At 52.0% G+C, this 22,144-nt stretch carries 18 protein-coding genes and 1 pseudogene; 5 read left to right on the top strand and 14 right to left on the bottom strand.

Annotated elements, in window-relative coordinates; translation table 11 throughout:
* Window positions 1-18 precede the first annotated feature (18 nt).
* The 5 genes from ACR0MV_RS19545 to ACR0MV_RS19525 are packed head-to-tail and all read right to left on the bottom strand — an operon-like array spanning window position 19 to window position 5,338.
* The gene (locus tag ACR0MV_RS19545; RefSeq protein ID WP_170429444.1) at window positions 19-936 is read right to left on the bottom strand and encodes a glycosyltransferase family 2 protein; all 918 of its coding nucleotides are present in this window, start codon (window positions 934-936) and stop codon (window positions 19-21) included.
* Window positions 933-1,472 carry an LbetaH domain-containing protein gene (locus ACR0MV_RS19540; RefSeq protein ID WP_170429441.1) on the bottom strand — a complete coding sequence of 180 codons (540 nt, stop codon included), beginning with the start codon at window positions 1,470-1,472 and terminating at the stop codon, window positions 933-935. The genes ACR0MV_RS19545 and ACR0MV_RS19540 overlap by 4 nt, the downstream gene beginning before the upstream one ends.
* Window positions 1,465-2,610, bottom strand: a complete 1,146-nt coding sequence (locus tag ACR0MV_RS19535; RefSeq protein ID WP_480703365.1) for a glycosyltransferase — start codon at window positions 2,608-2,610, stop codon at window positions 1,465-1,467. Before ACR0MV_RS19535 ends, ACR0MV_RS19540 begins: the two co-directional genes overlap by 8 nt.
* Window positions 2,611-2,645: 35 nt before the next feature.
* Window positions 2,646-4,049: an oligosaccharide repeat unit polymerase gene (locus tag ACR0MV_RS19530; RefSeq protein WP_480703364.1), complete on the bottom strand. Its 1,404-nt coding sequence runs from the start codon at window positions 4,047-4,049 to the stop codon at window positions 2,646-2,648.
* 2 nt (window positions 4,050-4,051) lie between these two features.
* Window positions 4,052-5,338, bottom strand: a complete 1,287-nt coding sequence (locus ACR0MV_RS19525; RefSeq protein WP_480703363.1) for a polysaccharide biosynthesis protein — start codon at window positions 5,336-5,338, stop codon at window positions 4,052-4,054.
* Window positions 5,339-5,920: 582 nt separating this feature from the next.
* Between ACR0MV_RS19525 and ACR0MV_RS19520 the strand changes: the two genes are divergently transcribed.
* On the top strand, window positions 5,921-7,378 hold the full coding sequence (locus ACR0MV_RS19520; protein WP_170429430.1) for a phage head spike fiber domain-containing protein: 1,458 nt from the start codon (window positions 5,921-5,923) through the stop codon (window positions 7,376-7,378).
* A gap of 1,321 nt (window positions 7,379-8,699) precedes the next feature.
* Window positions 8,700-9,215, top strand: a complete 516-nt coding sequence (locus tag ACR0MV_RS19515; RefSeq protein WP_170429427.1) for a hypothetical protein — start codon at window positions 8,700-8,702, stop codon at window positions 9,213-9,215.
* Window positions 9,216-9,280: 65 nt separating this feature from the next.
* On the opposite strand, the gene ACR0MV_RS19510 is transcribed toward ACR0MV_RS19515, so the two are convergent.
* The 5 genes from ACR0MV_RS19510 to ACR0MV_RS19490 all read right to left on the bottom strand — a co-directional run bounded on the left by ACR0MV_RS19510 (window position 9,281) and on the right by ACR0MV_RS19490 (window position 14,695).
* Window positions 9,281-10,282 carry an AraC family transcriptional regulator gene (locus tag ACR0MV_RS19510; RefSeq protein ID WP_480703361.1) on the bottom strand — a complete coding sequence of 334 codons (1,002 nt, stop codon included), beginning with the start codon at window positions 10,280-10,282 and terminating at the stop codon, window positions 9,281-9,283.
* Between the two features lie 350 nt (window positions 10,283-10,632).
* The gene (locus tag ACR0MV_RS19505) at window positions 10,633-11,424 is read right to left on the bottom strand and encodes a DUF3299 domain-containing protein (protein ID WP_170429422.1); all 792 of its coding nucleotides are present in this window, start codon (window positions 11,422-11,424) and stop codon (window positions 10,633-10,635) included.
* 142 nt (window positions 11,425-11,566) lie between these two features.
* Window positions 11,567-12,466, bottom strand: a complete 900-nt coding sequence (locus ACR0MV_RS19500) for a hypothetical protein (RefSeq protein ID WP_480703359.1) — start codon at window positions 12,464-12,466, stop codon at window positions 11,567-11,569.
* Window positions 12,463-12,984 (bottom strand): putative quinol monooxygenase, encoded by a 522-nt coding sequence (locus ACR0MV_RS19495; protein ID WP_480703358.1) that lies wholly within the window; start codon window positions 12,982-12,984, stop codon window positions 12,463-12,465. Before ACR0MV_RS19495 ends, ACR0MV_RS19500 begins: the two co-directional genes overlap by 4 nt.
* Window positions 12,953-14,695, bottom strand: a complete 1,743-nt coding sequence (locus ACR0MV_RS19490) for an amidohydrolase (protein WP_170429414.1) — start codon at window positions 14,693-14,695, stop codon at window positions 12,953-12,955. The genes ACR0MV_RS19495 and ACR0MV_RS19490 overlap by 32 nt, the downstream gene beginning before the upstream one ends.
* Before the next feature lie 158 nt (window positions 14,696-14,853).
* On the opposite strand from ACR0MV_RS19490, the gene ACR0MV_RS19485 reads away from it, so the two are divergent.
* Window positions 14,854-15,798 (top strand): helix-turn-helix domain-containing protein, encoded by a 945-nt coding sequence (locus ACR0MV_RS19485; protein WP_480703357.1) that lies wholly within the window; start codon window positions 14,854-14,856, stop codon window positions 15,796-15,798.
* Window positions 15,799-16,138: 340 nt separating this feature from the next.
* On the opposite strand, the gene ACR0MV_RS19480 is transcribed toward ACR0MV_RS19485, so the two are convergent.
* The 3 genes from ACR0MV_RS19480 to ACR0MV_RS19470 form a co-directional block, all read right to left on the bottom strand.
* The gene (locus ACR0MV_RS19480) at window positions 16,139-16,675 is read right to left on the bottom strand and encodes a hypothetical protein (RefSeq protein ID WP_480703356.1); all 537 of its coding nucleotides are present in this window, start codon (window positions 16,673-16,675) and stop codon (window positions 16,139-16,141) included.
* Complete coding sequence (locus tag ACR0MV_RS19475; RefSeq protein WP_480703355.1) at window positions 16,659-17,429, bottom strand: hypothetical protein; 771 nt, start codon at window positions 17,427-17,429, stop codon at window positions 16,659-16,661. The genes ACR0MV_RS19480 and ACR0MV_RS19475 overlap by 17 nt, the downstream gene beginning before the upstream one ends.
* 71 nt (window positions 17,430-17,500) lie before the next feature.
* The gene (locus ACR0MV_RS19470; protein ID WP_480703354.1) at window positions 17,501-17,926 is read right to left on the bottom strand and encodes a DUF805 domain-containing protein; all 426 of its coding nucleotides are present in this window, start codon (window positions 17,924-17,926) and stop codon (window positions 17,501-17,503) included.
* 457 nt (window positions 17,927-18,383) lie between these two features.
* On the opposite strand from ACR0MV_RS19470, the gene ACR0MV_RS19465 reads away from it, so the two are divergent.
* Together ACR0MV_RS19465 and ACR0MV_RS19460 are read left to right on the top strand one after the other, a co-directional pair.
* On the top strand, window positions 18,384-18,683 hold the full coding sequence (locus tag ACR0MV_RS19465; protein WP_480703353.1) for a hypothetical protein: 300 nt from the start codon (window positions 18,384-18,386) through the stop codon (window positions 18,681-18,683).
* Between the two features lie 124 nt (window positions 18,684-18,807).
* Window positions 18,808-20,352, top strand: a complete 1,545-nt coding sequence (locus ACR0MV_RS19460) for a ShlB/FhaC/HecB family hemolysin secretion/activation protein (RefSeq protein ID WP_170429863.1) — start codon at window positions 18,808-18,810, stop codon at window positions 20,350-20,352.
* Between the two features lie 1,242 nt (window positions 20,353-21,594).
* Here ACR0MV_RS19460 and ACR0MV_RS19455 read toward each other — a convergent pair.
* A pseudogene (locus ACR0MV_RS19455) lies at window positions 21,595-21,816 on the bottom strand (transposase); the annotation flags it as partial.
* Window positions 21,817-22,144 lie beyond the last annotated feature (328 nt).

Raw genomic sequence — 22,144 nt, 5'->3', positions numbered from 1 at the left:
TCCTGTACTTACCCTGATCTAAACATCGATCTTCAAAACGGCCCGGATTGCTTGGGGCGCAGTGCTTCCATTGCGGTCCATGTAACTGCGGACTTCTTGCAGTTTTGCGTCAACCAAAAACCGATACCAAAAACCCTGCAGCACGTGAAAGGCCAACCCCTCGCGCCCGTCCAGAAACCCCAGGCGCAATACGTAGCGATACAAGAAATACAAGAACGCCCGAAGACCACCCGGACTACGAGAATAGACTTTCTCCTTGAGCCAGCGCTTCAAACCCGCTTGCCCCTTTCCCAATCCCGCGACGGTTTCAATGGGCATGAACTGGAACTCATGGTTCAGCATGTCGACGACTTCCCGGCTGGCATATGCGTTGTGCTTGTCCGTCCACCAGGAAAGGCTGTTGAGATTGTCGTCCAGCAATTCGCCAGTCAGAATACCGGTGTCGCCGTCGACCATGATATGCTCGTCCATCCAACGGTCTTCACATCGACCCTTGCCATGCCTGAACAGGCGCAGGATGGCCATTGGAAACAAGCCGCCATGACGAATGGGGCGCCCCAGAAAGCACATGCGCCGGCCTACTGTGAAGCCGTCAGTCGTCTCTGGCGCGGAAGATATCGCCGCTGATATCTGGTCCGCGAGCTTTTCCGAGACAACTTCATCGGCATCCAGACGCAGCACCCATTGAGTTTTGTCGTCCAGTTGATCCAACGCCCAATTGAACTGGGTCGCGTGATTGCGCCAGGGATTGCTAAGTACCTCGACACCAAAACCGCGCGCGATTTCTACCGTACGATCATTTGACCCGCTGTCGACCACTACGATTCGCTCAGCAATGCCGCGAATAGACCCGATCGCACGGGCGATATGGCGCTCTTCGTTAAACGTCAGGATGACAACGGTGAGCTGACTGGGTGAAGTCGGACGTCTTGTCATGGTAATTCCCGTTCCGTGAGCTCGATCGGATTACCAACCGCGACTCGGCGTTCAGGGACGTCACGCATGGCAACAGCCCGCGCCCCGACAATTGCACCGGCCCCGACTCGGACGTTTGGGCCGACAAAAGCATCCGCACAAATCCAAGCATCTTCGCCGATGTAAATTGGCGGCTTTGTCAAAGGACGGCTCGGATCAGACAGATCGTGGCTGCCCGCACAAAGATGTGCACCTTGCGATATTGTCGCCCTTTCCGCGATCTCGATCTTTCCGAGGGCGTAAAGAATAGCTCTGTCTCCCACCGCGCATTGCGCCCCAAGACTAAGGTTCCAGGGCATTGTGATCCGAACACTGGGGTAGATATGAACCTGCGGCCCGACCGTTGCACCGAAACAGCGCAACAGCATCCGACGCCACCCCCAAAATGGGCGCGGTACCAATCTGAACAACGGGTGCGCCAGAGCCCACAGCACCCTTGCCATCTGCTCTTTTCGGCTCCACTTGCGGGCTTTTCGGTTGAGGCTGACGTCAACCATTTGCATACGCCCCTTCAGGTGCGAGCGACAAAACTTCTCCGTACAGTTCTAAAAATCGCTCGCCCATTGCGGCTTCCGAAAAACGCTCAGCAGCTAATGCGCGTCCCCGCCCCCCCATTGCAAGCAAGTCGGCAGCCCTGAGTTCAGCAATTGTCTTGACCAAGTTCTCAACAGACAGCGGGATGCAGCGACCACAGCCGGTTTCGTCCAAAAACGCCCAAGGTGTGTTTGTTGTCGTTAGCGCAGGGACCCCGTGCGCCAAAGCCTCTGCCACAACGATTCCAAAATTCTCGGAATGGCTCGGTAAGACAAACAGATCGGAGTTTGCAAAGGCCTCAGCTTTTTGGTCGTCAGACAAATGACCGTGCACCTTGACACGTCCAGGCAGGCTGGCGGCCATAGAGTTTACCTCTTCAGTGTATGCAGGATCCCCGCTACCGTAGATATCCAGAGTGACGTTTTCAGGAAGCTGTCTCATCGCCGCGATCAAAAGATCCAGACCTTTTTTGGGGTGTAGCCGACTGACAAAGATCAGGCGAAACTTTTCACTATCCCGATGGGGCGGAAGATCTTCGGGTACTTGAACACTGTTGGCAATCACAACGCTGGGAACATCGGGAAAGAAATGCCCATTCGCTTCGGCCTCGACAGCAGCTGTGGCATGCAAGCGACTGCCGCGCGGCAGAAGCCGTGACGCCAATGCCAGAAAACGCCGCTTAGTCCCCTGTTTAGGGCTGTCTTTCCAGTCGAGTGTCGCCTGTATCGCGCCCCGAGGCGACCAGACCACAGGTCGCCCGATTAGCTTGGCCAACAACAGGGTCGGCAAAGTCGGGAAACTGAAGGTGCCGGTCAAGTGCACTAGATCGGCCTTGGCAATGGCACGCGGCAAACGCGCCAGCAGCATCGGCGAGATGCTGACACCCGCGGTCCGGCGCGAATAGCAAACAGGATAGGGCATCGATTTCCCAGCGTCAGACTCCAACCGGTCGCCTCGGCCAGGCCCGGCCGCATCCGTACTCAGCACAGTAACCGAGGCTCCGGCGCCATGGGTGCTATCGCAAATCGCCTTTGTCGAATAGATTGGCCCGCCCCAATAGGTGGCCGGATAGAAGGTAGGGCTGACGTGCAGGATATTCATCAAGCGAGCTTTCGTTTCTTCGCGCTTCTTGCGATCTAGGACTCAAGATTGACCATAGAGTGTGACGGCGGTCTTTGGCGGAGACGGAGACGTCTACCATCCGACAAAAAGATAGCTTTGGTGCCTCCACATAAAACCGCGGCCAGCGCAGCTGACACAAGCGCTGCGCTAAAGCTGGATTGAAGGCAGGCGACGATCAAAGGAACTGCAACAACCGGGTAATAGATGAATGTGTGTCGCGTAGAATGCCTATGGAACAACAGCAGAAGTTCTATTGAGCGAAACATGACTCCAAGTAAAAAACCAAACGCAACGCCTGCCCAACGAAAGTTGATAAATGCTTCTCCTGGCCCCGTTACATTGATAGCTCCAACCGAGGTGCTGCCGTGCCCAAGAACGTCACGCTTTAGGTAGGTACCGGCGTCAGTCGATGGTTTGTCGGGCCAAAACACGCGAGGAATCCAGCCAAAGGTCCACCAAGTATAGGTTTCACCGTACAAAGTGTATTTTGGATCCATTGTCTCAACGAGTATCGCCGAGACATTTACGTCCATGAAGTACGTCGAACCGGTAACTTGTTCTACTACGTTCGCGATACTTGATGCGACGGACAAATCGACAGTGTCCTGCTGGTTTGCTTTGCGAAGCGAACTCATTAAGCCTACAGCTGCAATGATAGTGAACACTAAAATGATACTAGTTATCAGTGAACGGAATTTGAAAACCCACCCTGCACAAGACAGAGAAATACCCGTAAACAACAGTAGCCGCGCTAGATCAAATCTGTCACCTGACGCTAGCGCAGCAAAAATTAGAGCCACAAACGTAACAGCAGCAGCAAAGATTGCATCGCGCCGGCCTGTGGACATTGCCCATAGAACGCAGAGAACAAATAGTGTTCTGGGGATTGTGTAGAAAACTTTTACGAGCGCCCCGGTAGAACCTACACTATTAGCATTCAGCCCATATTGCTTTACGGTATTCACAATCAGAAATGATTGCGGATCAAAAACGCTGAGCCCGCGCTGGGAAAAAAGCATATGAGTGACTACCAATGTGGTCGCAATTGCTGTTGGCATTAGCAGCTTGCGGTACCGTAAGGCTGGCATGTGCCCGGGCTTGAACAGAACCGGCACAAAACGCCTCTTGGTGCACAACAGCAAATAGCCGAAACACAAGGAAACAATGAACAGCGTAACGTAAAACGTTCCCCAAAACAGGGCAAATGTATCCGTTGTGTACCGCAAGTAAAAAGCGATGTCCGGATAAAGCTGATATGTTATCACTTTGAGAGTAATCCCAAGAAAGGCAAGCCCGCCACAAATGTGCAGTGGGGAAAAGTATCTAATTATGCCGTACCTGTTAGCGCACCAAAAAGGCAAAAAAGTACATAAGCAGGCAAAAACAACCGCCATGAAACTGGCTAGGAACTCTGTCATTTCTATGCCCGTCTAAACAAACTGAAGGCCGAGGAGTCGATGCCGAAACGTGTGGTTACTCTCTGCCAGACAAAAACGTTGAGGGCCAGTGTTCCGACCAACAAAGCCACTCCATTCAGAACAGGGCCGCTGAACCAGACCGAGAGGATCACTACCAACAGCAGGTAAACGACAATTCCCCAAAGGCGCGCGTACATGGCGCTGGCTTCCAGTCCCGATGTCTGTGCCATGGTTGTAGATGGAGCATACAGCAGACTGGTGACCGCCTGTACGATCAAAATGCCCCAAACCGGCAGGAAGTTTGTGTGGGGCGGAAAGTTGTAGAAATTCTGCACTGGCAGGATCAATGCAATGACGACCAACGCCAGAACCGCTCCGGCCCCGTTTGACAGGATCAGCGAGGCACGCACCGTCTCTTGCAGAGCAGTGGCATCCTTGGCCTGAAAAGCGCGTGAGAATTTGCCGACGGTCAGCCAGGTTGCAATGGAAAGAGGCAAGGTCACGAAATTGCAGATGCGGCGCACGATGTTATAAAGGCCCAGCTGCTCGGCGGTCATCAGGTAGGCTCCGACCAGAATGTCGATCTGTGCCCAGGCAATTCCAGTGACCGTCCCCCCCCAGTAATAAGGCGTGAACGAACCGTGACGCCCATTTCGGTTGATCAGACCCGCCCGCCGGTTGAGCTGCAGGAACAAAAGGATCTCGGTCAGGCACAACGCTGCCAGCAAAGCTACGGTGCTGCCGAGCATCCAAATGAGTTTCACTTCTGCCGCGAGGTAGAAGAACGTAGTGCTGACCAGCGCAATAAACTGCGGCGCTGCATCCTTCAGGAACATCGAAGTGTTTAGCAGATTCAGGCCGTGAAACAGGCTGCACATGCAACTGTTCAGATTGATCAGAAAACCCAGGAGCCCAAGCAAAATCAGGGCTGTGCTGTTGGTTCCCGGAAGATCCGGAACAAGCGTCAAAATTTGCGGACCGAAAAGCAGGAATACAGAGATAGCGGCTGCTGTCAGCAGTGCGGGGTAAACAAAAATCAACCTGATAGCAGAATTGGCGCTATACCCACCAGAGGTCTGCGAAAGCGCCGTTTCCTTGAGCAAATACAGCGGCGCGCCAAAGGAAATCAGTGAGGAAATCAGGAGTGCTCCGGACCAGAGAAAAACGAACGCGCCATAGGTTGGCGGTTCCGCCATGGATCCAATCGCCAGCATCGCAACAAAATTGCAGCCGACAACGCCGCCCCGAACTGCAAAGGCGGATATGCTGTTGGAAAGCGTCATTGCCATGGCCGGGCTCCCTGTGTCCACGTTGCTCTGAACGCTAGAACGCGGGCCTCATACATGACAAAAAACCATAAATAAAGGCCTGCGACCGTGTTAGCGGTCAGATTCGGAGATCGGGGTGGCCGCCGCCAATTTAGTCAACAAAGCGCGCTAATTTTAACTCATTTCCTGAGTGGTGCTCAGCTCGGGTCTTGGCATGCCTAAACCAAAAAAGCCCATGTCATCAATGCCCGGTGCTGCGTTGGCGCTTTACATATGTGCCCATATCGACCCAAGCCGCGAAGCGCGCCTTCGCCTAGCATTGCGCTAGTTCTTTCTTACCACACCGTACGGAAGTCTAACTCAAACAAAATGAACTTTCGAAATCATCTTGCGCAACGAAAAGGCCCAGCTGGAACCCACGGCCAAAAGTGCAGCTCTGAGGATTCAAGGTTGAAGTGGCAATCGACTTGGAGCACCCGAAATTTCGATGCAATGGAGATCCATGAATATGTCCCGAACGCCATACCCGTTTTCGGTCAATCCTCTTCCAATTGACCGAATAACGCCTCAACCCGAGGATGCAATTCTAGAAGGTGAACAAATATGATTGGTCTTGGTATTGGTTCCTTGTCGCTTGCAGTCCGCAAAAACTGCCACGGGATCGACTGTTTTAATCCCCAACCATTGTTTGATCCGTCTGATAAGCGCACGTTGTTTCAGGATGGCTTGGGAACTGCGCCGGTAACCGGGCCGGGACAGCCAGTGGGGCTGATGTTAGACAGGTCGAGCGGCCTCACGCGCGGGCAGAATGTCGTTATGAACGGAGACTTCCGCGACGGAGCAAACAATTGGAACACGATAGGTGGTGTCACCATCAATGATGGGGAAGCGCGCATTTATTCACCTGACGGCTCTCACACAGAAATCCGACAAACGGACATCCTAACTGTTGGAAAATGGTATCGTATTGAATACACCGTGACGGCTTACGGCTTTGGGGGTTTGTCCATCGGTCTTGAACAGGGTGATTTGTCGCTGCCTGTCACGTTGGGTCAACACAGTGTTTTTGTCAGAGCTTCTGTGAAAAACCTGAGTATCAGGCAAGCTTCGGGGCCAACGGATGTGACAATTACCCGCTTGTCGGCTCGTGAAGTATTTGGCCATCATGCTGCCAAACCAGTGAACGGTGACAAACGACCTAAGCTTGCGCGGCACCCGACCAGCGGTGTCAGGAACTTGCTGGACGCCAGCGAGGATTGGTCTGCAAATGTCGGTGGGGCAGGTATCACTGTAGAAGCCAACGCTTCATCCGATCCAGACGGAAGCATGGCGTTCAGCGTCCTGTACAATTCAACGAATATCAATGACCGTATCATTAAAAGGGCCGCTGTAACTGCAGAAAACGGGAAAACATACACTGCATCAGTTGTGCTGAATACAAGTGACTGTACGTCGTCCAAATGGTCTCTGGCCTTGGGTAAAGGTAGCGAACACAGGGTAATCTTAGAATTTGACCCGGTGCTGCTGCCGGCAAGCTTCATTGCCAAGGACTCGAGCAACGGCACGATTTGGAAGTCCGTATCCTACGGTTTTGAAGACCTTGGAAATGGGTTCGCGCGCATCTCAATCACCGGAAAAGCCGTCTCTCTTACCTCCAACCTTTTAGAAGTCGCCCTTTGGAACAACGACGTAGTAGCTGGAAAAAAGGTATCTGTTGGACGAACTCAGATCGAGACAGGTAGTGGCGTTACCGCATATCAAACGCGTGTAGACCAGTACGATATTACTGAATCTGGGCAGCGCGACCTCTGGTATCTTTCCCGCGATCAAGGTGACGACGACCTCATCGTTAGCCTGGCTGATCCGGGATCGGATGCCACCGAGTTTTGGATGGATGAAGACGGGTCAACCATCACATCCGGGCAGACTATCGGGGCCGGTGACCGGGTGTTACCGGGAGGCGCACGCCTATACACGCATGGCATTATCAACCGAGCGTTGACTACGTCGGAAGAGGCGGGCTTGACAAAGTTTCTAAAGAGGAAATTAGCGACCGAATAAGAGAAACCTTTCCGCCATCGTTCTGTGAACTTTAGTGGTATGTCTGCGTCGCTGGTTTTCGTGCCAGGACTAAGTCAATTTGTTGACCACTCAAGGCGTGAAAGTTGTCCGCTCCACAGTTTATCAGTAGCTTCGCAAGTTCTGCCTTGAAATTGCGGGCGAAATCGCCAGGCATCGCTGACGAGTTGGCTGACTTGGCACGACAATAACAGTTTCTTTCGAGTTGACGGAAATTGATGTTACCAGTACCGGACCTTGCCGCGCATTGTCTGTGCGGCAGGTTGTCTTTTGACCGGGCGTGGGTGTTCAGCCTTAGTCCGCGCCGAATAGATCGCGGGTAAAGACCCTGTCGCTGACATCGCGTATCTCGTCCGACAAGCGGTTGGCGACGATCAGGCCGGCCTATTGCTTGAACGCCTCCAAATTGCGAACCACCGGCGAGTGGAAAAAGTGGTTTTTGCTCAGCGCCAATTCATAGACGATGTGACCCGAATGCCCTTGGCCTTGACCTGCCCCCCCGCGAAGTCCCTCTCCAAGATGTAGAGTCTGCCTAACCCGGAAAAAGCAGACGAATGCGGAAGTTCGGTTTTACCGAGGCGCAGATTATCCGGGACTTGATCGAACATGTTACGATCCAACATGGAGGGATGGGATGCAGATCGAACTGGAGGGTACCCTAGCGGCAATGATTGGGCTGGCCAAGAGTGAACAAAGCCGCCTTGCGGCGGCTGGTTTGGTAAATTTGTTTCCGTGATTTGGGTTTTCACGTCTGACGTTCCGAATGACGGAAGGATGATAGCGTCGCGCCAGCAATTGATTGATCTTGGGGATCAATTTTGGTCGATTGTGGTTTTTTGATTTTTGTTGATTTTGGTTGCGGGAGGGCACAACCAGCGTTGCCGAACACGATTAAGATGTTGGCTTTATGCGTGAAGCGAACACCAGAGTGCCAACTCTTGGGTTTCAGCCATGCGACCAAAACGGTCACGCAAAAGACTATCAGAATACGAAAATCCTACGCTCGCAGACCGGCGTTAAAATGGGAGTACCGTTGATGGAGCTGCGACGCAGCCTTATCGACCTATGTTTGTCAGGTCAATTGAACCCAATAGATCGTTAAGCCACCATCCAAAAAATAAGCGTCCTCCTGCATCGAAATCATGAAGCAACTGGTATTGGCTCGATCTCACTTCGTTTTGGCCGAAGAAAGAAAAATTTAGGCTGAATTTCGAATGAGTGAATGGACACTCCAAACCAATATTGGATGACGCGCCAAACAAGGTGCCTCGTAAGTTACAGAGATAGAATTGGAGCGTCAGTCATGCAGACCGAAGCAATCAGTGCCGTCGAAGTAATCAACATGCATTTGAACAGACACTATGAAGCTGATCAACGCGCAGATGCCGTTGTCGAAATGTTACTAGAAAATGAAATCTCCAGCGCAGATTTCTGGCCTTTATTGCGTGGCTTATGGGGTGGGTTCGAAAAAATTGATCACACCATGTTCGTGCACGCGATGGACGCAGAAAAACGAAAGTCATGTTGGATTCCGACGGAACAGTGGCATCGGCTTCCCAACGAAATCTCGGTTTTTCGCGGTCAAAGCCTAGGAAAAGAAGTTGGTTTGTCTTGGACGATAAACCTTGATGCAGCGTTGGACTATGCAACTAGACGTCGTGGTTCGACAGCCAAAATTCCGATCATCCTTGAAACCAAAATCCCAAAAAGCGCTGTCGCAATGGTTATCGAAAATGGTGAGCTTAATGAACTCGTCTTGTGGAGGGCGCCGCAGATTTCAAACTGCGTAGTCACCCAAATTTCCTCTAAGACGCACTAATCAAACAGCGACGTATCTCAGGTTTGGTAAAACAGCCCAAACCGAAGCCAGGACATCGCGTCCGCTCAATTTTGTCTTTGAAATTCACGCGGCGTTAGCCCCGTCCAATGCTTGAATGCCGTGGAAAACGCGGGCTGGTCGGCAAAATCCAGGTAGAATGCAACTTCTCCGATGCTGAACCCGTCCTTGAGATACGTCTTCGCAAGATCGCACCTGATGTTTTTGACAATACCACGAAAACTCAGGCCTTCCTCACTGAGACGTCGCGAGAGCGAACGCGTGCTTAGCCCAAGGTTTGACGCCACTTCCTGCGCGTTTAAAATTCGTCCTGGGAGCCCATTCAATATCTGGGCTTCCACCTTGCTACGTATCCCTGGTGAACTCGCGACGCGCATTCTCAAAAGGGTATTTCCGTAGTCCGTAAGATGGTTTCTGAGTGCGGGGTCATAACTTGGTATTGGGAGATCAAGCGATGCAAGCGATAAAATGATCTCGTTTTCTTCGGAACCAAAGGAAATCGTGCAGCCCGCCGCTTTTTTCATTGCGGATGCCGAAGACTTAACTGCGTGCTTGTACCGAACTTCCAGAGGGTGAAGTTGAGTATTCGTGACAATTCGCATCAATGAAACTGTCGAGAACAACAGAAACTCGGTGCGTCGATGATACCTGCTAAGCTCGCCATCAAGAACTTGCATCCTCAACGAAGCGTGGTTTCCTGACTCAACAAGACTGTATTCAATGCTTTCATCAACCAAAGCACCGTAGAGTGAAGCATTTACAATAGCTTCTTTGAGATTCTGTGAATACTTTGAAATATACCAGACTATGTCGCGAGGCGTTTTAAATGCCAAACCGGCTATTGTGGCGAAGGCGCGGTCTCTTAACTGATCACAAGCCAAACGAATAAATTGACCCTCCTTATATGGGTCAATTTCTCTGGTGGACTCTTTCAAGTCGGCTCGCGTCAAACCTGAGTTTTTTAAGACTTTCTCAAATTCATTTGCATCTTCCATGCGCTGCGCGAGCATTTGGGCAAAATGCCTTAACCAAGTGTTGTCGACACCCATCTGGTTATTCCAATAATTCGCAGTGTTTTTGATGCGGGATGTTCCAAAAACGATATCTGACGAATGGCTGCAAGTCACTTTGCAAAGTACTAAAGATCATCTGTTTTGGTAGATTTTAGGCATCGCGCTTAAAGCAAGCGGTGGATTCCCTCACTTCCCGATGCTTCCGAAAATGAAGCAAAAGGTTTTTAAATCAACTATTTAGAATGATACGTCATTATGTAGCCGTCTGCATTCAGGGTTCTCGCAAACCCACAACGTCACAGCGAGACCAACGGGGCGTCAACACTTTCACAACCTCAAACCAGTGATCTAACGCCCTAAGCTTTCGAAGAATGAACCTCTCGGGATCAATAGGTGAATACTTCGACAAGACTCGCGTTTAGTTTGTAAGTAGATTCCACGTTTGCAGCGCCGTCGTAGAAGGCAACATCGCTGACCTTGGGTTCAGCTAGCAGTTCGCCTTCAATCCAAAATGCATCGAATATCGATTTAAATTCGACGCCCTTTGGGTAATCAATATGAATGATCTGGTTGGGTGACGGCGAAGGAGTATGAACGCAAGAACCTGCAACCGGAACAAACAGGAATTCGGTTACAACTCCTCCATCGATTGTCAGTGGTACTATGTACCCGGGTAGCCTGATTGTTGTACCCAGTTTTTCTAGATTTGGACCGCGCCCGATTGCATTGTTTTGCGCAATGATTTTTCGGCGTTCTAGCATTAGCTTTTCTACGTCGACATCATTTGCGGCCAGAACACCATTGGCCGCCTTGTATTCTTTGATTAGATCAGGATCAGAGCGCTCACTGGCACTGGATGTTCGCCAACGAACTTGCGTTCGCATAGCGTTCAACAACGGACCTGGCAGCGTTTCAAATGGGGTTTCCAGAGACTTTAGGGTTGGTTTTAAATCACGCCAGCTAACCGCAACATGCTCCCGAATAGGATCATCTAGCGCTGTGGAGCTTGCGGCAATGGCCAAATCAAGCATGCGCTCAGACATGTCAAAACGCTTTGCTCCTGAAGGAGAAGTTTGGGCAGCAGATATTTGCGGAACTTGGACAACCTCTGCCTGAGCAGCTTGAATGTATGCGAACGCAAAAGCAGAAATTATCAGAGCAATCAGGTTACTTGTCATTTCTGAACTCCAGTTTTCACTCCAAGTTGCGACGGGTCAAATTTTTCGGCCAAGTTTCAATATGCAAGGGATCTTTCACTCTCGTGTTTTTTGTTCCCAGTAGTTGAAAGCAGTCTCTTGAATCATTCTTCCAAAGCGCCAGTCAAAAAAAGAACGACAGACCCAGCTTAAGTTGTCTGTCCGGCCCGCCGTCAGGTTTGCGCTCCAAAGTGTAGTATCCGACACTGACATCCATAGCGGTGCCTTTAGCTTCATTGATGATCGACGTTTTGCCAGCGGTCAAACCCAAAGGAATTGCCCACGCTTCATCATTGCTGGCCGAATTCCAGTTGTACGAAACGACGTTGTTGTACCCAACGTACCAACCCTCTCCCAAACCGTAGGTGAGAATAGGTTGAAGGATGGTCACACTGAAATCGTTCTCGCCCCACATATGGGCAACGACACCACCCCAAGACAAATCACCTGTTTGCCCAAACATGACAAAGGCAGGACCAGCCCCCCAACCTGCACCTTGCAAGGCGTCATTCGTGTGCGTTGGCAAGGAAACTTGCAGGCCGTAGCCCAGTGCGATTCCGCTTTCTCCCGGCGTAGGTGAATAAAATGCCTGAACCGTGGAATCACCGATGCTCCAAGTCAGATCATTTTCTTCCGAAGGATCGACAATTCCAGGCGGCAATACGGCGCCCGGCTGGACACCCTGAATCGGCACAATCCCCCGAAGCACCAATGTCGCGTCTGTCAGTGGAACTGAATAGACGGGCTGTAGCTGAAAGTTGTAGCTGTCGTCGTCGTTCGTCCCGGTTCTGAAGGCGATTGTATTGTCGGTGATCAGCGCTTTTGTGTCCGCAAGCGGGTTCGCGGCCTTCCGCGCTGCCTGACAAGCCGCGTCACAAGCTTGAGCTTCATTGGGTTGAAAACTCAGCATCCCAACGAAGAAGACAGCACAAGTGCAAAGTCGGCATTTCATCATATGCTCCCGGATTCCGCTTAGAATTATCTGTAGGCTTTTTCTAAACCTTCCTTGCCATTGCGCATTCATTTGGATGGTCCTTGCGCTGCCGCGGCAATTGGTTGGCCAATCTCTGCCCCAGTGCTTTGGAACAATTCCTGATGATCATCTGTAAGCTGCGATAGGGTGACAATCTTCTTGAACTGCGCCAACTCAACCAACTGCGGAATGAAGGGCTCGATCAACGCTTCGTGCCGGGCGTGGGCAGCCGCATCCACATAGCGTTCATAGCCGTACACCGTCTCGCCGACCCGGGCGAACTCGTAAATCAAAAGCCCGTCATCGGTGGCAGATGCCTCAACCATGTCTCTGGCCAAAGCATCAAAAGCCTGTGCGTTTCCAGCCGGAACGTTCAATATCGCAATGAATGCGACTTCCTCCGCGTGCGCATACGCCGGCGCAAAAAGGGATGTCGCTATCAAAGCGGCTTTGCAACAGATCAGTCGTTTCAATTCTGGTTTCCTTCCTGAAGCGGCGAGGGGCATTGTGTGCCCCCAGCCGAAACGGCCTCTGAAGTCAAATACCGTCCCGATGCGTGAAGCGCCCATCCATAAGCGTGCCCAACACCCTTATGTCCGAGATTTCACGCGGTTCGACGGCAGTTATGTCCTGATCGAGAACAACAAGGTCGGCATATTTTCCCACTTCGATGGAGCCTATTTTGTCCTCCATCGCTTGCTGCGCGGCAGGATAGATCGTGACTGCTTTCAAAGATTCTTCCAATGAGGCCGGTTTGCGGGACAACGGGAACGGCTTGCTGTCCGGATTCAGTGGGTCCTGCAAAGTCATCGCAATCTCAACATTTAGTAGCGGACCAATCAGATCAATCGGCGAGGATGGCACGTCCGAAGATATCGATACGTTGTGTCCGAGTGCCATCAGCGAGGAATAGCGGGCAAAAATCGCCTCGACCTTTGCACGACCCAACAAGTCCAATGCGTTAACATCTTGGTTTTCCCAATCAACGTGGAAAATAGGCGTCGTATTTACCATGATGTCATTCTCAATGACTGTTTCATGGTCTTGATCTGATACCCAAAAGTAGTGATGCAATAGATTGTTGGGAACGTCATAACCAGCGCCGCGCGCGGTCATGATCGCGTCCACCGTATTACGCACTGTTTGTGATCCATCCACGTGAGTGCCCACCGGAAGCCCGTTCTGATTAGCATGCAGATAGACCGAAGTTATCATTGGGCCTTCAATGGCAGCCGCACCGCGCGTTGCAGACCCATCGGCGTAATCGTCCAGCATCCAGGCCGTCTTTGAACTCCAGTTCCCCTCTGGATGGATTTTGATGCCCCAGATGCGCAGCATGTCGCTGTCGTATTGCTCGCGTAACTCAAGTGTGTGTTCTACTATTTCGTCAGCAGTGGCGGTCGGGTCCTTGAACCCCGTCGCAACAAAGGTTCGGATCGTTAGCTCACCGTTCTTTTCCAGTTCATGTAGGTGGGCCAGCGCGAGTTTCTCGTCATCTTTCACAAGAGACAGATCGGTAACTGTCGGCATAGCCATCAGAGGCACGTGTACCGCTGTGATTCCGGTTTTAACGGCCTGATCGTAGAGATTTTTCTGGATGTCAGGAATTTCACCTGCTGGATCCCATGCGCCTGCATTTCGAAAGGCCGCAGCCCACTGGAACTCAATCCCGATTCCGGTCTGATTGCCTTCCGAGTCACGCTGCCAGAACATAACGCCCGGCACCTGATCCTCTTCGTCGGGGCTGACCTGACCCGCTTCAAAGGCTTTGGAGTTCATCCAAACATCGTGGATTGTGAAGTCGAGGATAAAGGCCGGACGGTCAGAAACCACCGAATCCAAATCTTCTTTTGTAGGCCAACCACCATAAGCCACTTGATTGAACCCATATCCAAGGATCAACTCCTCGTCAGGGTTTGCATCGGCGTACTCCTTGATTGCCGCCAAGGCCTCATCAAGCGTTTCTATTCCGAACAGACTTACACCGCGCGACGTCCAACCCGATGCAACGATGTGATCGTGACCTGACACAAAGCCCGGCAACAGGGTATCCCCGCCCAAGTCCAGAACTTCGGTATTGTCACCTATCAGAGACTCTGCTCCCGCGACATCGCCAACATAGGTTATCTGGTTGCCCGTGACGGCAACGGCCTGCGCGGTCGGCGCATCGTCATTCATGGTAAGAACAGAAGCGTTGGTAAAGACCAGATCGGCGGCCTGCGCGTACAGAGCAGTTGACGATACCAATAGCGCAGCAAGGGAAAGTGTCAGCTTTTTCATGAGGCACTCCGAGGACATTGACAGGTTTTCTGTGTTCGAGATCGATAGTGTAACCTGAGTTTGTGACTGGCTATCCGAATCGTGCAAACTATTATGAATAATTGAATTTCAATGTGCTGCTGCCAGAGCCGGTCGCAGTAAGGGTTAACTGAGGCGCTATGTTACTGTCCAAGAAAATACGTTCAGTGGATCACCTGCCTGATTACACTGGCGTCCAACTCGAAGCGCTCGCTCTCTCTCCACAGGGTCCGAAGCTGAATTGGCGCATGGCCCAACACAATGGTTTTAGCCTTTATTGCGAGGAATATTTTTCGCGTATTCGTTTCCAAGAAGTTCAACACGGCGACACAGTCTTTCTCGGTTTAGTCTTGCCCAATGGCGAACCGGTTCGATTTCAGGGAACTCTATATGAGGATCCGTTTCTTGTGTTCTGGCAAGGGCAAAAGCCAACAGAGTATGACTACGTAGCCGAAGCTGGCACTCAGATATACCTGCTGGAAGTTCCGTGGCTACAGGTCGAGAAGCGTGGATGGGCAACGTTTAAAGCACCCATCCGCCTGTCCAGATCCGACGCTCTGAGTGCTTATGCCCGATGCATTGAGAAGTGGCTTTGCCACAAACAAACGACCGTGGATGGGACAGATGCTTGGATGTTAAATGACATCCTTGTAAACCTCGAAAACTTGGCAGGTGAACTCCTTTACCGGACCGAACCACAAATGGGCGCCGACAAGGCGAGCTATAGTCAATGGAAGACCGTTGCGGCGGCTGAAGCGTATTTTTCAGAAAACCCGGCAGGCACGAAACTAACGGTTCAAGAACTGTGCCGCGAACTCGGGGTATCGAGGCGGTCACTCTTTTTGGCCTTTGAAAAACAACTTGGTGTTGGCCCAAGCAAGTTTCAATCGATTGTCCAGCTGCATCGACTAAGGTCGCTTCTGCAGGAAAGCACCTATGAGAAAGGTGTCGTTTCGAAGCTCATCGGCGAGGCCGGTTTTAGTCACTTAGGCCGGACATCAGTTGCCTACCGCCAATTCTTCGGTGAGACGCCGATGGAAACGGCGAGTCGACCCAAAAACGGCTCGGCTATAGGGGTTTCTTAAGACGAGCGTCCGCTTGGGCTCGGAGCGGTCATTCGATCCGATCTTACGAACGGCAGCCATGCGGACATTGCTGCCATCCGCATTTTTTCTCCAAAGGACCGCAGTCAGCCCAAAGCGGACATCCGTAACAAGACTTTGTAATTTCCGGGACCGGATGTAGGTGCGCTGAAAACGCTACATTCCCATCATTGATTTCATTGAAGAAAATCTTGAAATTCTGCCCATAACTCTGCGCGGTTTTTGCGCATAACTTTACACGGCTTTCCCTTAAGTTTGCATGCTACAGAGAACCCATCGAACAAACAGGCTCTCAGGCTTCTATACGGTGCCCAATTGCAGTTTACTCCCAATCACCAGCAGACGAGCGCCACGTTTTAGCTTCCGCGTCCCAAACACTGGCGGTGACGCAAGGCGTTGGGTTTATTCCGTCGCAATTGGATCCATGAACATCTGCCGCCACAACGCGTTGGCGCCCAAAATCAACTACCGTCCAGCCTTGATTGAGCAAGGAGCGCACCTCTTCGCCAACCCAAAAGTGCGACATGCACCCGCCAGTTCCGCAATAAAGAGATGCGGCGCTCGAACACGCAAAACCAGACTCATTCAGAACCCAGTCGTGTCGTAGATCTCCGTCGAGATCGACCCTCTCAACCGCACCCCAACCTAAGTCAAACTGACCGTCGTTGAACTCCGCGCAGGCCTGTGCCGCCAGATCAACCTTTTCCCGCAAACCGATGGGAAGTTGCGAAACATCAGCCGCGACAGCTGGTGAGTTCCATACTAAACCAGAGACCAGCACAATCCTGGAAACTGGACCTTGCAATTGACGCACTACTTGGGAAGCCGATTGTAAGGTGGCATCAATTGCACTGATCATATCTGTAGTCCCCGTATTCCAGCCAGTTTACCGAGCCTTCGCTAAAAATCAGAAACTCGGATCTGTCTTCCCCAAGTAGGGCAACGACAAATCCGGCTGGTGGCTCAGAGTTTCCGAAGTAACTGTAGGCCGTCATGGCTCTGATCGACTCGCCGTTGACCGTTACTCGCGCGTCCCACTCTCCCTCCGGGTTGTCCAAAATTACGGGTTCGATCACGCGTGTTATCGCCCCGCCACCACAATAGACGATGCCTTCGGGTGCTTCGTATGAGGCCTCTTGGCTAGCATCCGAGTTGCACTCAGAACGAAGGGATCGAATTGCCGCGCTGGAACCTTTCAAGTCAAAGATCCCATAGCTGACATCTTGGTCAATCATCGACAGGTTAACCGATGCATTGGCCGCAAGCTGGTCCAGTACAAAGCCATAGTCTTGCTGACTATTGAAACTGACCTCGACAGGATAATTATCGACGATCTGCACGGCAGCGTTTTCTGCGCCAATCTGAAATGCCCCAACTTCGGTGGTGCCATTCTTCAAAAAACGAATGGAAAGCCCCTGCTTCTCCACAATGTCCTGGCTGTCCTCGTATCCAGCTGGACCAAAGCGGATACGGTCACACTGAAGTTCCAGTGTCATGTTTCCAGTCTGAATAAATGCATTGGGATTAGGCCCGGAGTTGAACGACCACTCCGCCGATGCTGTGGTCGCCATTGCCATCATCAACACTCCAATGGAAATCGTTTTGAACCTCATTTTTCTCTCCATTGTGTTACGTTTCGCGCTGTTATTAAGCAGAGATTCCGGCCGTTACCTAGGCAACCAGATCAGGACACAGGTTCGCCGTATTCGTTTGCGCCTTCTTGGGAAGGGCGCGACAACCACCAGACCATCAGAATGGACAGAACCAATTGAAGAATTGCGACAACAACAATTCCGGTCACGCCCAGGACGGCCGCGGGTCCTCGTAATGCATCGGGGTTATCCGTCCCTTGCTCCAATACCGAAAAGAACGCCACCCCACCCAGCATAACAAAGAGCGTTGTAAGGCTGAGCGCCATCGGCAGCAGCAAATACCAGCCAGGTCGTCCTGTATCATGCAGCCTCCGCCAACCGGCGGCCAGCATAGGTATGAGAACGGCCAGTTGGAAAACAGAGGACAGAACCCGAGATCCCTGCCCTGTTTCGGGGTTGGTCCCGAATATGATCGTATCCAGTACAGCTAAAGCAGCGCTCGCGAGAACTACGAACAAGAAGAACCACCAGTATTCTGAGCGTAAAGCCCGACCGGAGAACTGGAAGTATTTTGAGAAACACGTTTTTACTGCTTCGCCAAATCCCATATTTCACTCCTTTCTTACTTTCTGTGCGGTCTCAAACGCGTCGCCGCTCACGAGAACTCACTCGCCCCTAAGGATGCTCCCTCTTACCTTTTTGAAAGCAGAAGCCTATCGCACGAGAGCGTAAAGAATTTTACGCTCGGAAAAAATGTTGATTTATCAAAAATAGGATTCAAACATGCGAATTCGACACAACTTAATTTAACCCCGTTGTTGTCGTTGCTGCTCGCTTTGCCGAGCCCATCCGGCCGCTGGAGTGAGTGCTGGCGGTTGGAAGGCGTCTTACAAGAACCGAGCGTTGGGAGAACGCGGTGCTGAAACTTAACGCATCCAATCCTACTAATTTCAACGGACCCAGAGGGAGAAGAAAATGACCAAAAAGATGGTGATGATTGCAGGCGCAACTTGTTTCGCAATGCTTGCGGCCTGTGACGACACGAGTACATCCAGTACGTCCGCCGAACCCACACCCGCTCAGCAGGCGTGTTTGCGAGATGTAGCCAACACGACGAACAATTCGCAAGTCGTTGTGCTCTCATCCGCGTTTAGCGAGGCCGGAACACAAGTCACTGTCGGTGTTGGTGAGGATCGCGCTCCTTGGAATTGTATTGCTTACTCTGATGGCGCCACAGCTGGTATCGAGTTCCTAGGCGACGAAGGCGCATTGTAACCTGTTCGCTGTGTATCTCGAAAGCACCAGTCGTGATCAAATTTGAATATCGGCAAGCTCAGACATTCAAACCTCGTAATAGGATTGGGTTTTAACATTCTCAATCATGCAAAGGTTGTAGAAAATGCCCGTAACCAACTCGGTTGTAATTGCGATCATTTGCACTTTTGTCGCCATTGTTTCGGTTCCAAAATACAGCATTGCACAAACCTGGGACATAGCATCACAGCACTCTGTCAGCGGCGTAACAGTGTATGATACGGACGAGCTGCTAACTTTTGCCGGTCAGTTGGCCTTTGATCGGTCAGGGCGCATTACAGCGGTAGATGTCGCATCAACGATCACTCAGATCTACCGAGAAGACGGTTACTTCTTGGCTGAGGCGTGGCCTGGTCCCGATGGGCAGAGCATAGTTGTTGATGAGGGACGTATTCAAACAATCGAAATAGAAGGTGTAGATACGCGCACGTTCCAAACCCTAGAAAAGATCTTTCGCCCCCTCACCACCGCATACCCAATAACTCTCAAACGATTTGAGCGGGCGGTTATGTTGGCCGAGGACATACCCGACTTGGACGTGTCGACCGAACTTGATTATCCGGATCAAGCTGGTGCTCGGCTGAGGGTATTGGGAGAGCCTTTGCGAAAACAAGCCGGCAGCGCGACACTCGACAACCCTCCGCGTGAGCTTGGAGAAGCGCTCAGCTTCTATATCGTACAAGAGTTTTATTCAACGCTGACCGTCGGGGATTTGCTGCGATTTGAGGGATCAGGCAATTACAATTGGGACAAAGACGATGAACACTCTTTATGGGGCGCTCTTACCTATCGCACGCCGCTGAACAGCAATGGTCTGTACGGTGAGATCTTCTACGGGAACATAAACGCAAAACGTGACCTCTCGGGGGACTTTGCGAGAACAGATATTGACGGCGAGAACTTCACAGTCGCGATGGGTTACCCCGTGATCCGCGATGTGGCCCGTTATGGGTATCTTCTGTTGGACTATCGCCTTTCAAAAGCGGACTCAGTCAGTGGTGGCGTTCCACTATCCAGTGACGCGAGTGTCGTTGGCCTTACATATCTTTACGGGCAAAACTATCCAAAAGGACAAGCTCTGGAAGCGGGGCTAACCTTGTCTTTTGGCGACAATGACAATGACACGACAGACGCGAATTTTGACGACGGAGACTCTTCGTTCTGGCATCTGCGGGGCGGCATCGGGTACGAAAGCCCGCTTACGAGCTTGTCGCCCAACACAGCTTGGCGCACTGAGATTTGGGGGCAGTACACAACAGACCGGCTACCCTCGGTCGAGGAGTACTTCCTTGGTGATCGTTATGCTTTGCGTGGATATCGGTTTGACGAAGTGGATGGTGATTCCGGGATTTCCGCGATTTTCGAAGTGTCTCATTCCTACTTCCCCAGTTCCCAAAGCATTCATCGCTTGACGCCCTTTGCCTTTTTCGACGTGGGTTACATCTCGAACAATGACCCTGCAAGTTTCGAAGTTGATAATGCTACACTGGCGTCGACAGGTCTGGGTTTGGACATTGAGTTTAAGAAAAATCTATTTCTGTCCGGATATGTCGGTGTCCCTTTGAGAGACGGCCCTTTGACCGACTCTGGCGATCCTGGCGCGTATCTTGCTCTGACAACAAGTTGGTGAGAATGTTATGAAACTGAACCGAATTGCTGTACTTACCGCAACTTGTCTAATTGCAGAACTGGCCGCTACTCAGGTCTTTGCCCGCGGAAATCACTACGGATGGTGCCGAGGCGTAGGGAACCCACACCAGTCGAGCCAAGGGTGCGGGCAGGCTGGTGGGCAAGGGGCAGGTAATCAAGTTACTGGCCCAACTCAGCCGGTGGCAAATCAGTTGCCGCCTAAGGGAACGCAGCAAACGCCCACGTCCGTTGCTGTTCCAGTCCTTGCGCCGGGCGCGGTCCCGAACGCAATTCCCGGTCAGGTTCCTATCGCGACACCGATAGCGGTTCCTGGTCAGGTTCCCACGCCGATAGTAGCGCCGACCCTAACTCCGCCTCTGGCACCAAACGCGACACCAAACCGGGTTCCGACAGCTGTTCCAAATCAGGTTCCGCCATTGGCTACTGGTCCCACCGCGGTGCCGCCGCAAGTTCCGACTGCAACTCCCAATCAAGTTCCGATAGCTATCCCTGGCCAGGTTCCGCCTCAACCTACCGGCCCAACAGCGGTGCCGCCACTTGCGCCCACCGCAACACCAAACCAAATACCAGTCGCAGTTCCTGGTCTGGTCCCACCTCAGCCCACGGGTCAAACTGCTGTGCCACCGCTCGTCCCGACTGCAACACCAAACCAGATTCCGGTCGCAGTACCCGGCCGTGTTCCCCAACCCAGCGGCACTACAGCGACACCACCGCTTGTCCCAACCGCAACCCCCAATCAGGTTCCCACGGCGGTTCCTGGTCAGGTTCCACAGTTGGCACCAAAACCTACGGCAACTCACGTGGCAGTCCCAGGACATCCGAAACCACAAGGCGTCGTGACAATCATGCGCCCTAAGCCGAGGCCGACAACCGGTACTGTCCAGCAACCTGGCACAACACAAGTGACCCACCATTTAACCCACCAAAGCAATGCGAAGAAACACGATCACGTCGCAGCAACACCTGGACGACATGACCCGCACGACCTACCGAGATTCCGCAACGCGGCGGCCAAGGAAGACTGGGAATGCGTTGCCAGCGGATTTGGACAGCGCCGGTATGATGCTGGGCGAGGCGTGTTGCTGAACAACGGAGCGTTGCGGCACCTCGGAAACGTGGACGCAATGGCCCGGGATGTACCTGCTCGCCATCCAAAACATTCTGGGTGCATTATTTCGGTCAAACGAAAGCAGCGCTGAAGCTCGCATGGTAGGGTCAGGATTCATAACCAGTAGATAACAGTTGCCGCCAGCTCGATGGCTGATAGGAAGACCTTTGGGCATCGGTCATAGCGGGTTGCCACGCGCCTCCAGTCTTTGAGCCTGCCGAACGTGATCTCGGTGCGGTTTCGCCGTTTGTAGCGGCGTTTGTCGTATTTGACAGGCGTCTTGCGCTGCTTACGGCCGGGGATGCAGGCGCATATCCCTTTGTCTTTCAGCGCCTCGCAGCATAGGTTGGCAAAGCTCAATGACCGATTTGGGCCGCAAGTGACGACTTTCTGATTATCAAAAAGATGGGACCAAACTCGAGCTCCAGAAAACCATCTCCAGCTCTGCATCTCAATTCGTTTCTGGAAAGAAATTTGACTTGGGGTGCCTTCTGATGTCGAACGTTCACTGGTTTTCTGGTCCAACTATGACGGTTGGATCAGGTTCGTGTGACGTTCAACAGGACATGTGGAACGTCACTGATAATTGACTCAATCGACGGCAAAAACCTCATTAGATCGGTCAATCACGTCATTCATTTCTGACCCAAACGTCAAGCATCTG

The sequence above is a fragment of the Ruegeria sp. BC3 genome, from assembly GCF_056539265.1.
Note: the sequence above shows the minus strand (reverse complement) of the source record. Positions and strands in the feature narration are given on the sequence as shown.

Bases quoted from the DNA above. Each gene is read 5' to 3' on its own strand.
- ACR0MV_RS19545 (WP_170429444.1), bottom strand. From the start codon at position 936: ATGACAAGACGTCCGACTTCACCCAGTCAGCTCACCGTTGTCATCCTG.
- ACR0MV_RS19540 (WP_170429441.1), bottom strand. From the start codon at position 1,472: ATGGTTGACGTCAGCCTCAACCGAAAAGCCCGCAAGTGGAGCCGAAAA.
- ACR0MV_RS19535 (WP_480703365.1), bottom strand. From the start codon at position 2,610: ATGAATATCCTGCACGTCAGCCCTACCTTCTATCCGGCCACCTATTGG.
- ACR0MV_RS19530 (WP_480703364.1), bottom strand. From the start codon at position 4,049: ATGACAGAGTTCCTAGCCAGTTTCATGGCGGTTGTTTTTGCCTGCTTA.
- ACR0MV_RS19525 (WP_480703363.1), bottom strand. From the start codon at position 5,338: ATGGCAATGACGCTTTCCAACAGCATATCCGCCTTTGCAGTTCGGGGC.
- ACR0MV_RS19520 (WP_170429430.1), top strand. From the start codon at position 5,921: ATGATTGGTCTTGGTATTGGTTCCTTGTCGCTTGCAGTCCGCAAAAAC.
- ACR0MV_RS19515 (WP_170429427.1), top strand. From the start codon at position 8,700: ATGCAGACCGAAGCAATCAGTGCCGTCGAAGTAATCAACATGCATTTG.
- ACR0MV_RS19510 (WP_480703361.1), bottom strand. From the start codon at position 10,282: ATGGGTGTCGACAACACTTGGTTAAGGCATTTTGCCCAAATGCTCGCG.
- ACR0MV_RS19505 (WP_170429422.1), bottom strand. From the start codon at position 11,424: ATGACAAGTAACCTGATTGCTCTGATAATTTCTGCTTTTGCGTTCGCA.
- ACR0MV_RS19500 (WP_480703359.1), bottom strand. From the start codon at position 12,466: ATGAATGCGCAATGGCAAGGAAGGTTTAGAAAAAGCCTACAGATAATT.
- ACR0MV_RS19495 (WP_480703358.1), bottom strand. From the start codon at position 12,984: ATGGGCGCTTCACGCATCGGGACGGTATTTGACTTCAGAGGCCGTTTC.
- ACR0MV_RS19490 (WP_170429414.1), bottom strand. From the start codon at position 14,695: ATGAAAAAGCTGACACTTTCCCTTGCTGCGCTATTGGTATCGTCAACT.
- ACR0MV_RS19485 (WP_480703357.1), top strand. From the start codon at position 14,854: ATGTTACTGTCCAAGAAAATACGTTCAGTGGATCACCTGCCTGATTAC.
- ACR0MV_RS19480 (WP_480703356.1), bottom strand. From the start codon at position 16,675: ATGATCAGTGCAATTGATGCCACCTTACAATCGGCTTCCCAAGTAGTG.
- ACR0MV_RS19475 (WP_480703355.1), bottom strand. From the start codon at position 17,429: ATGAGGTTCAAAACGATTTCCATTGGAGTGTTGATGATGGCAATGGCG.
- ACR0MV_RS19465 (WP_480703353.1), top strand. From the start codon at position 18,384: ATGACCAAAAAGATGGTGATGATTGCAGGCGCAACTTGTTTCGCAATG.
- ACR0MV_RS19460 (WP_170429863.1), top strand. From the start codon at position 18,808: ATGCCCGTAACCAACTCGGTTGTAATTGCGATCATTTGCACTTTTGTC.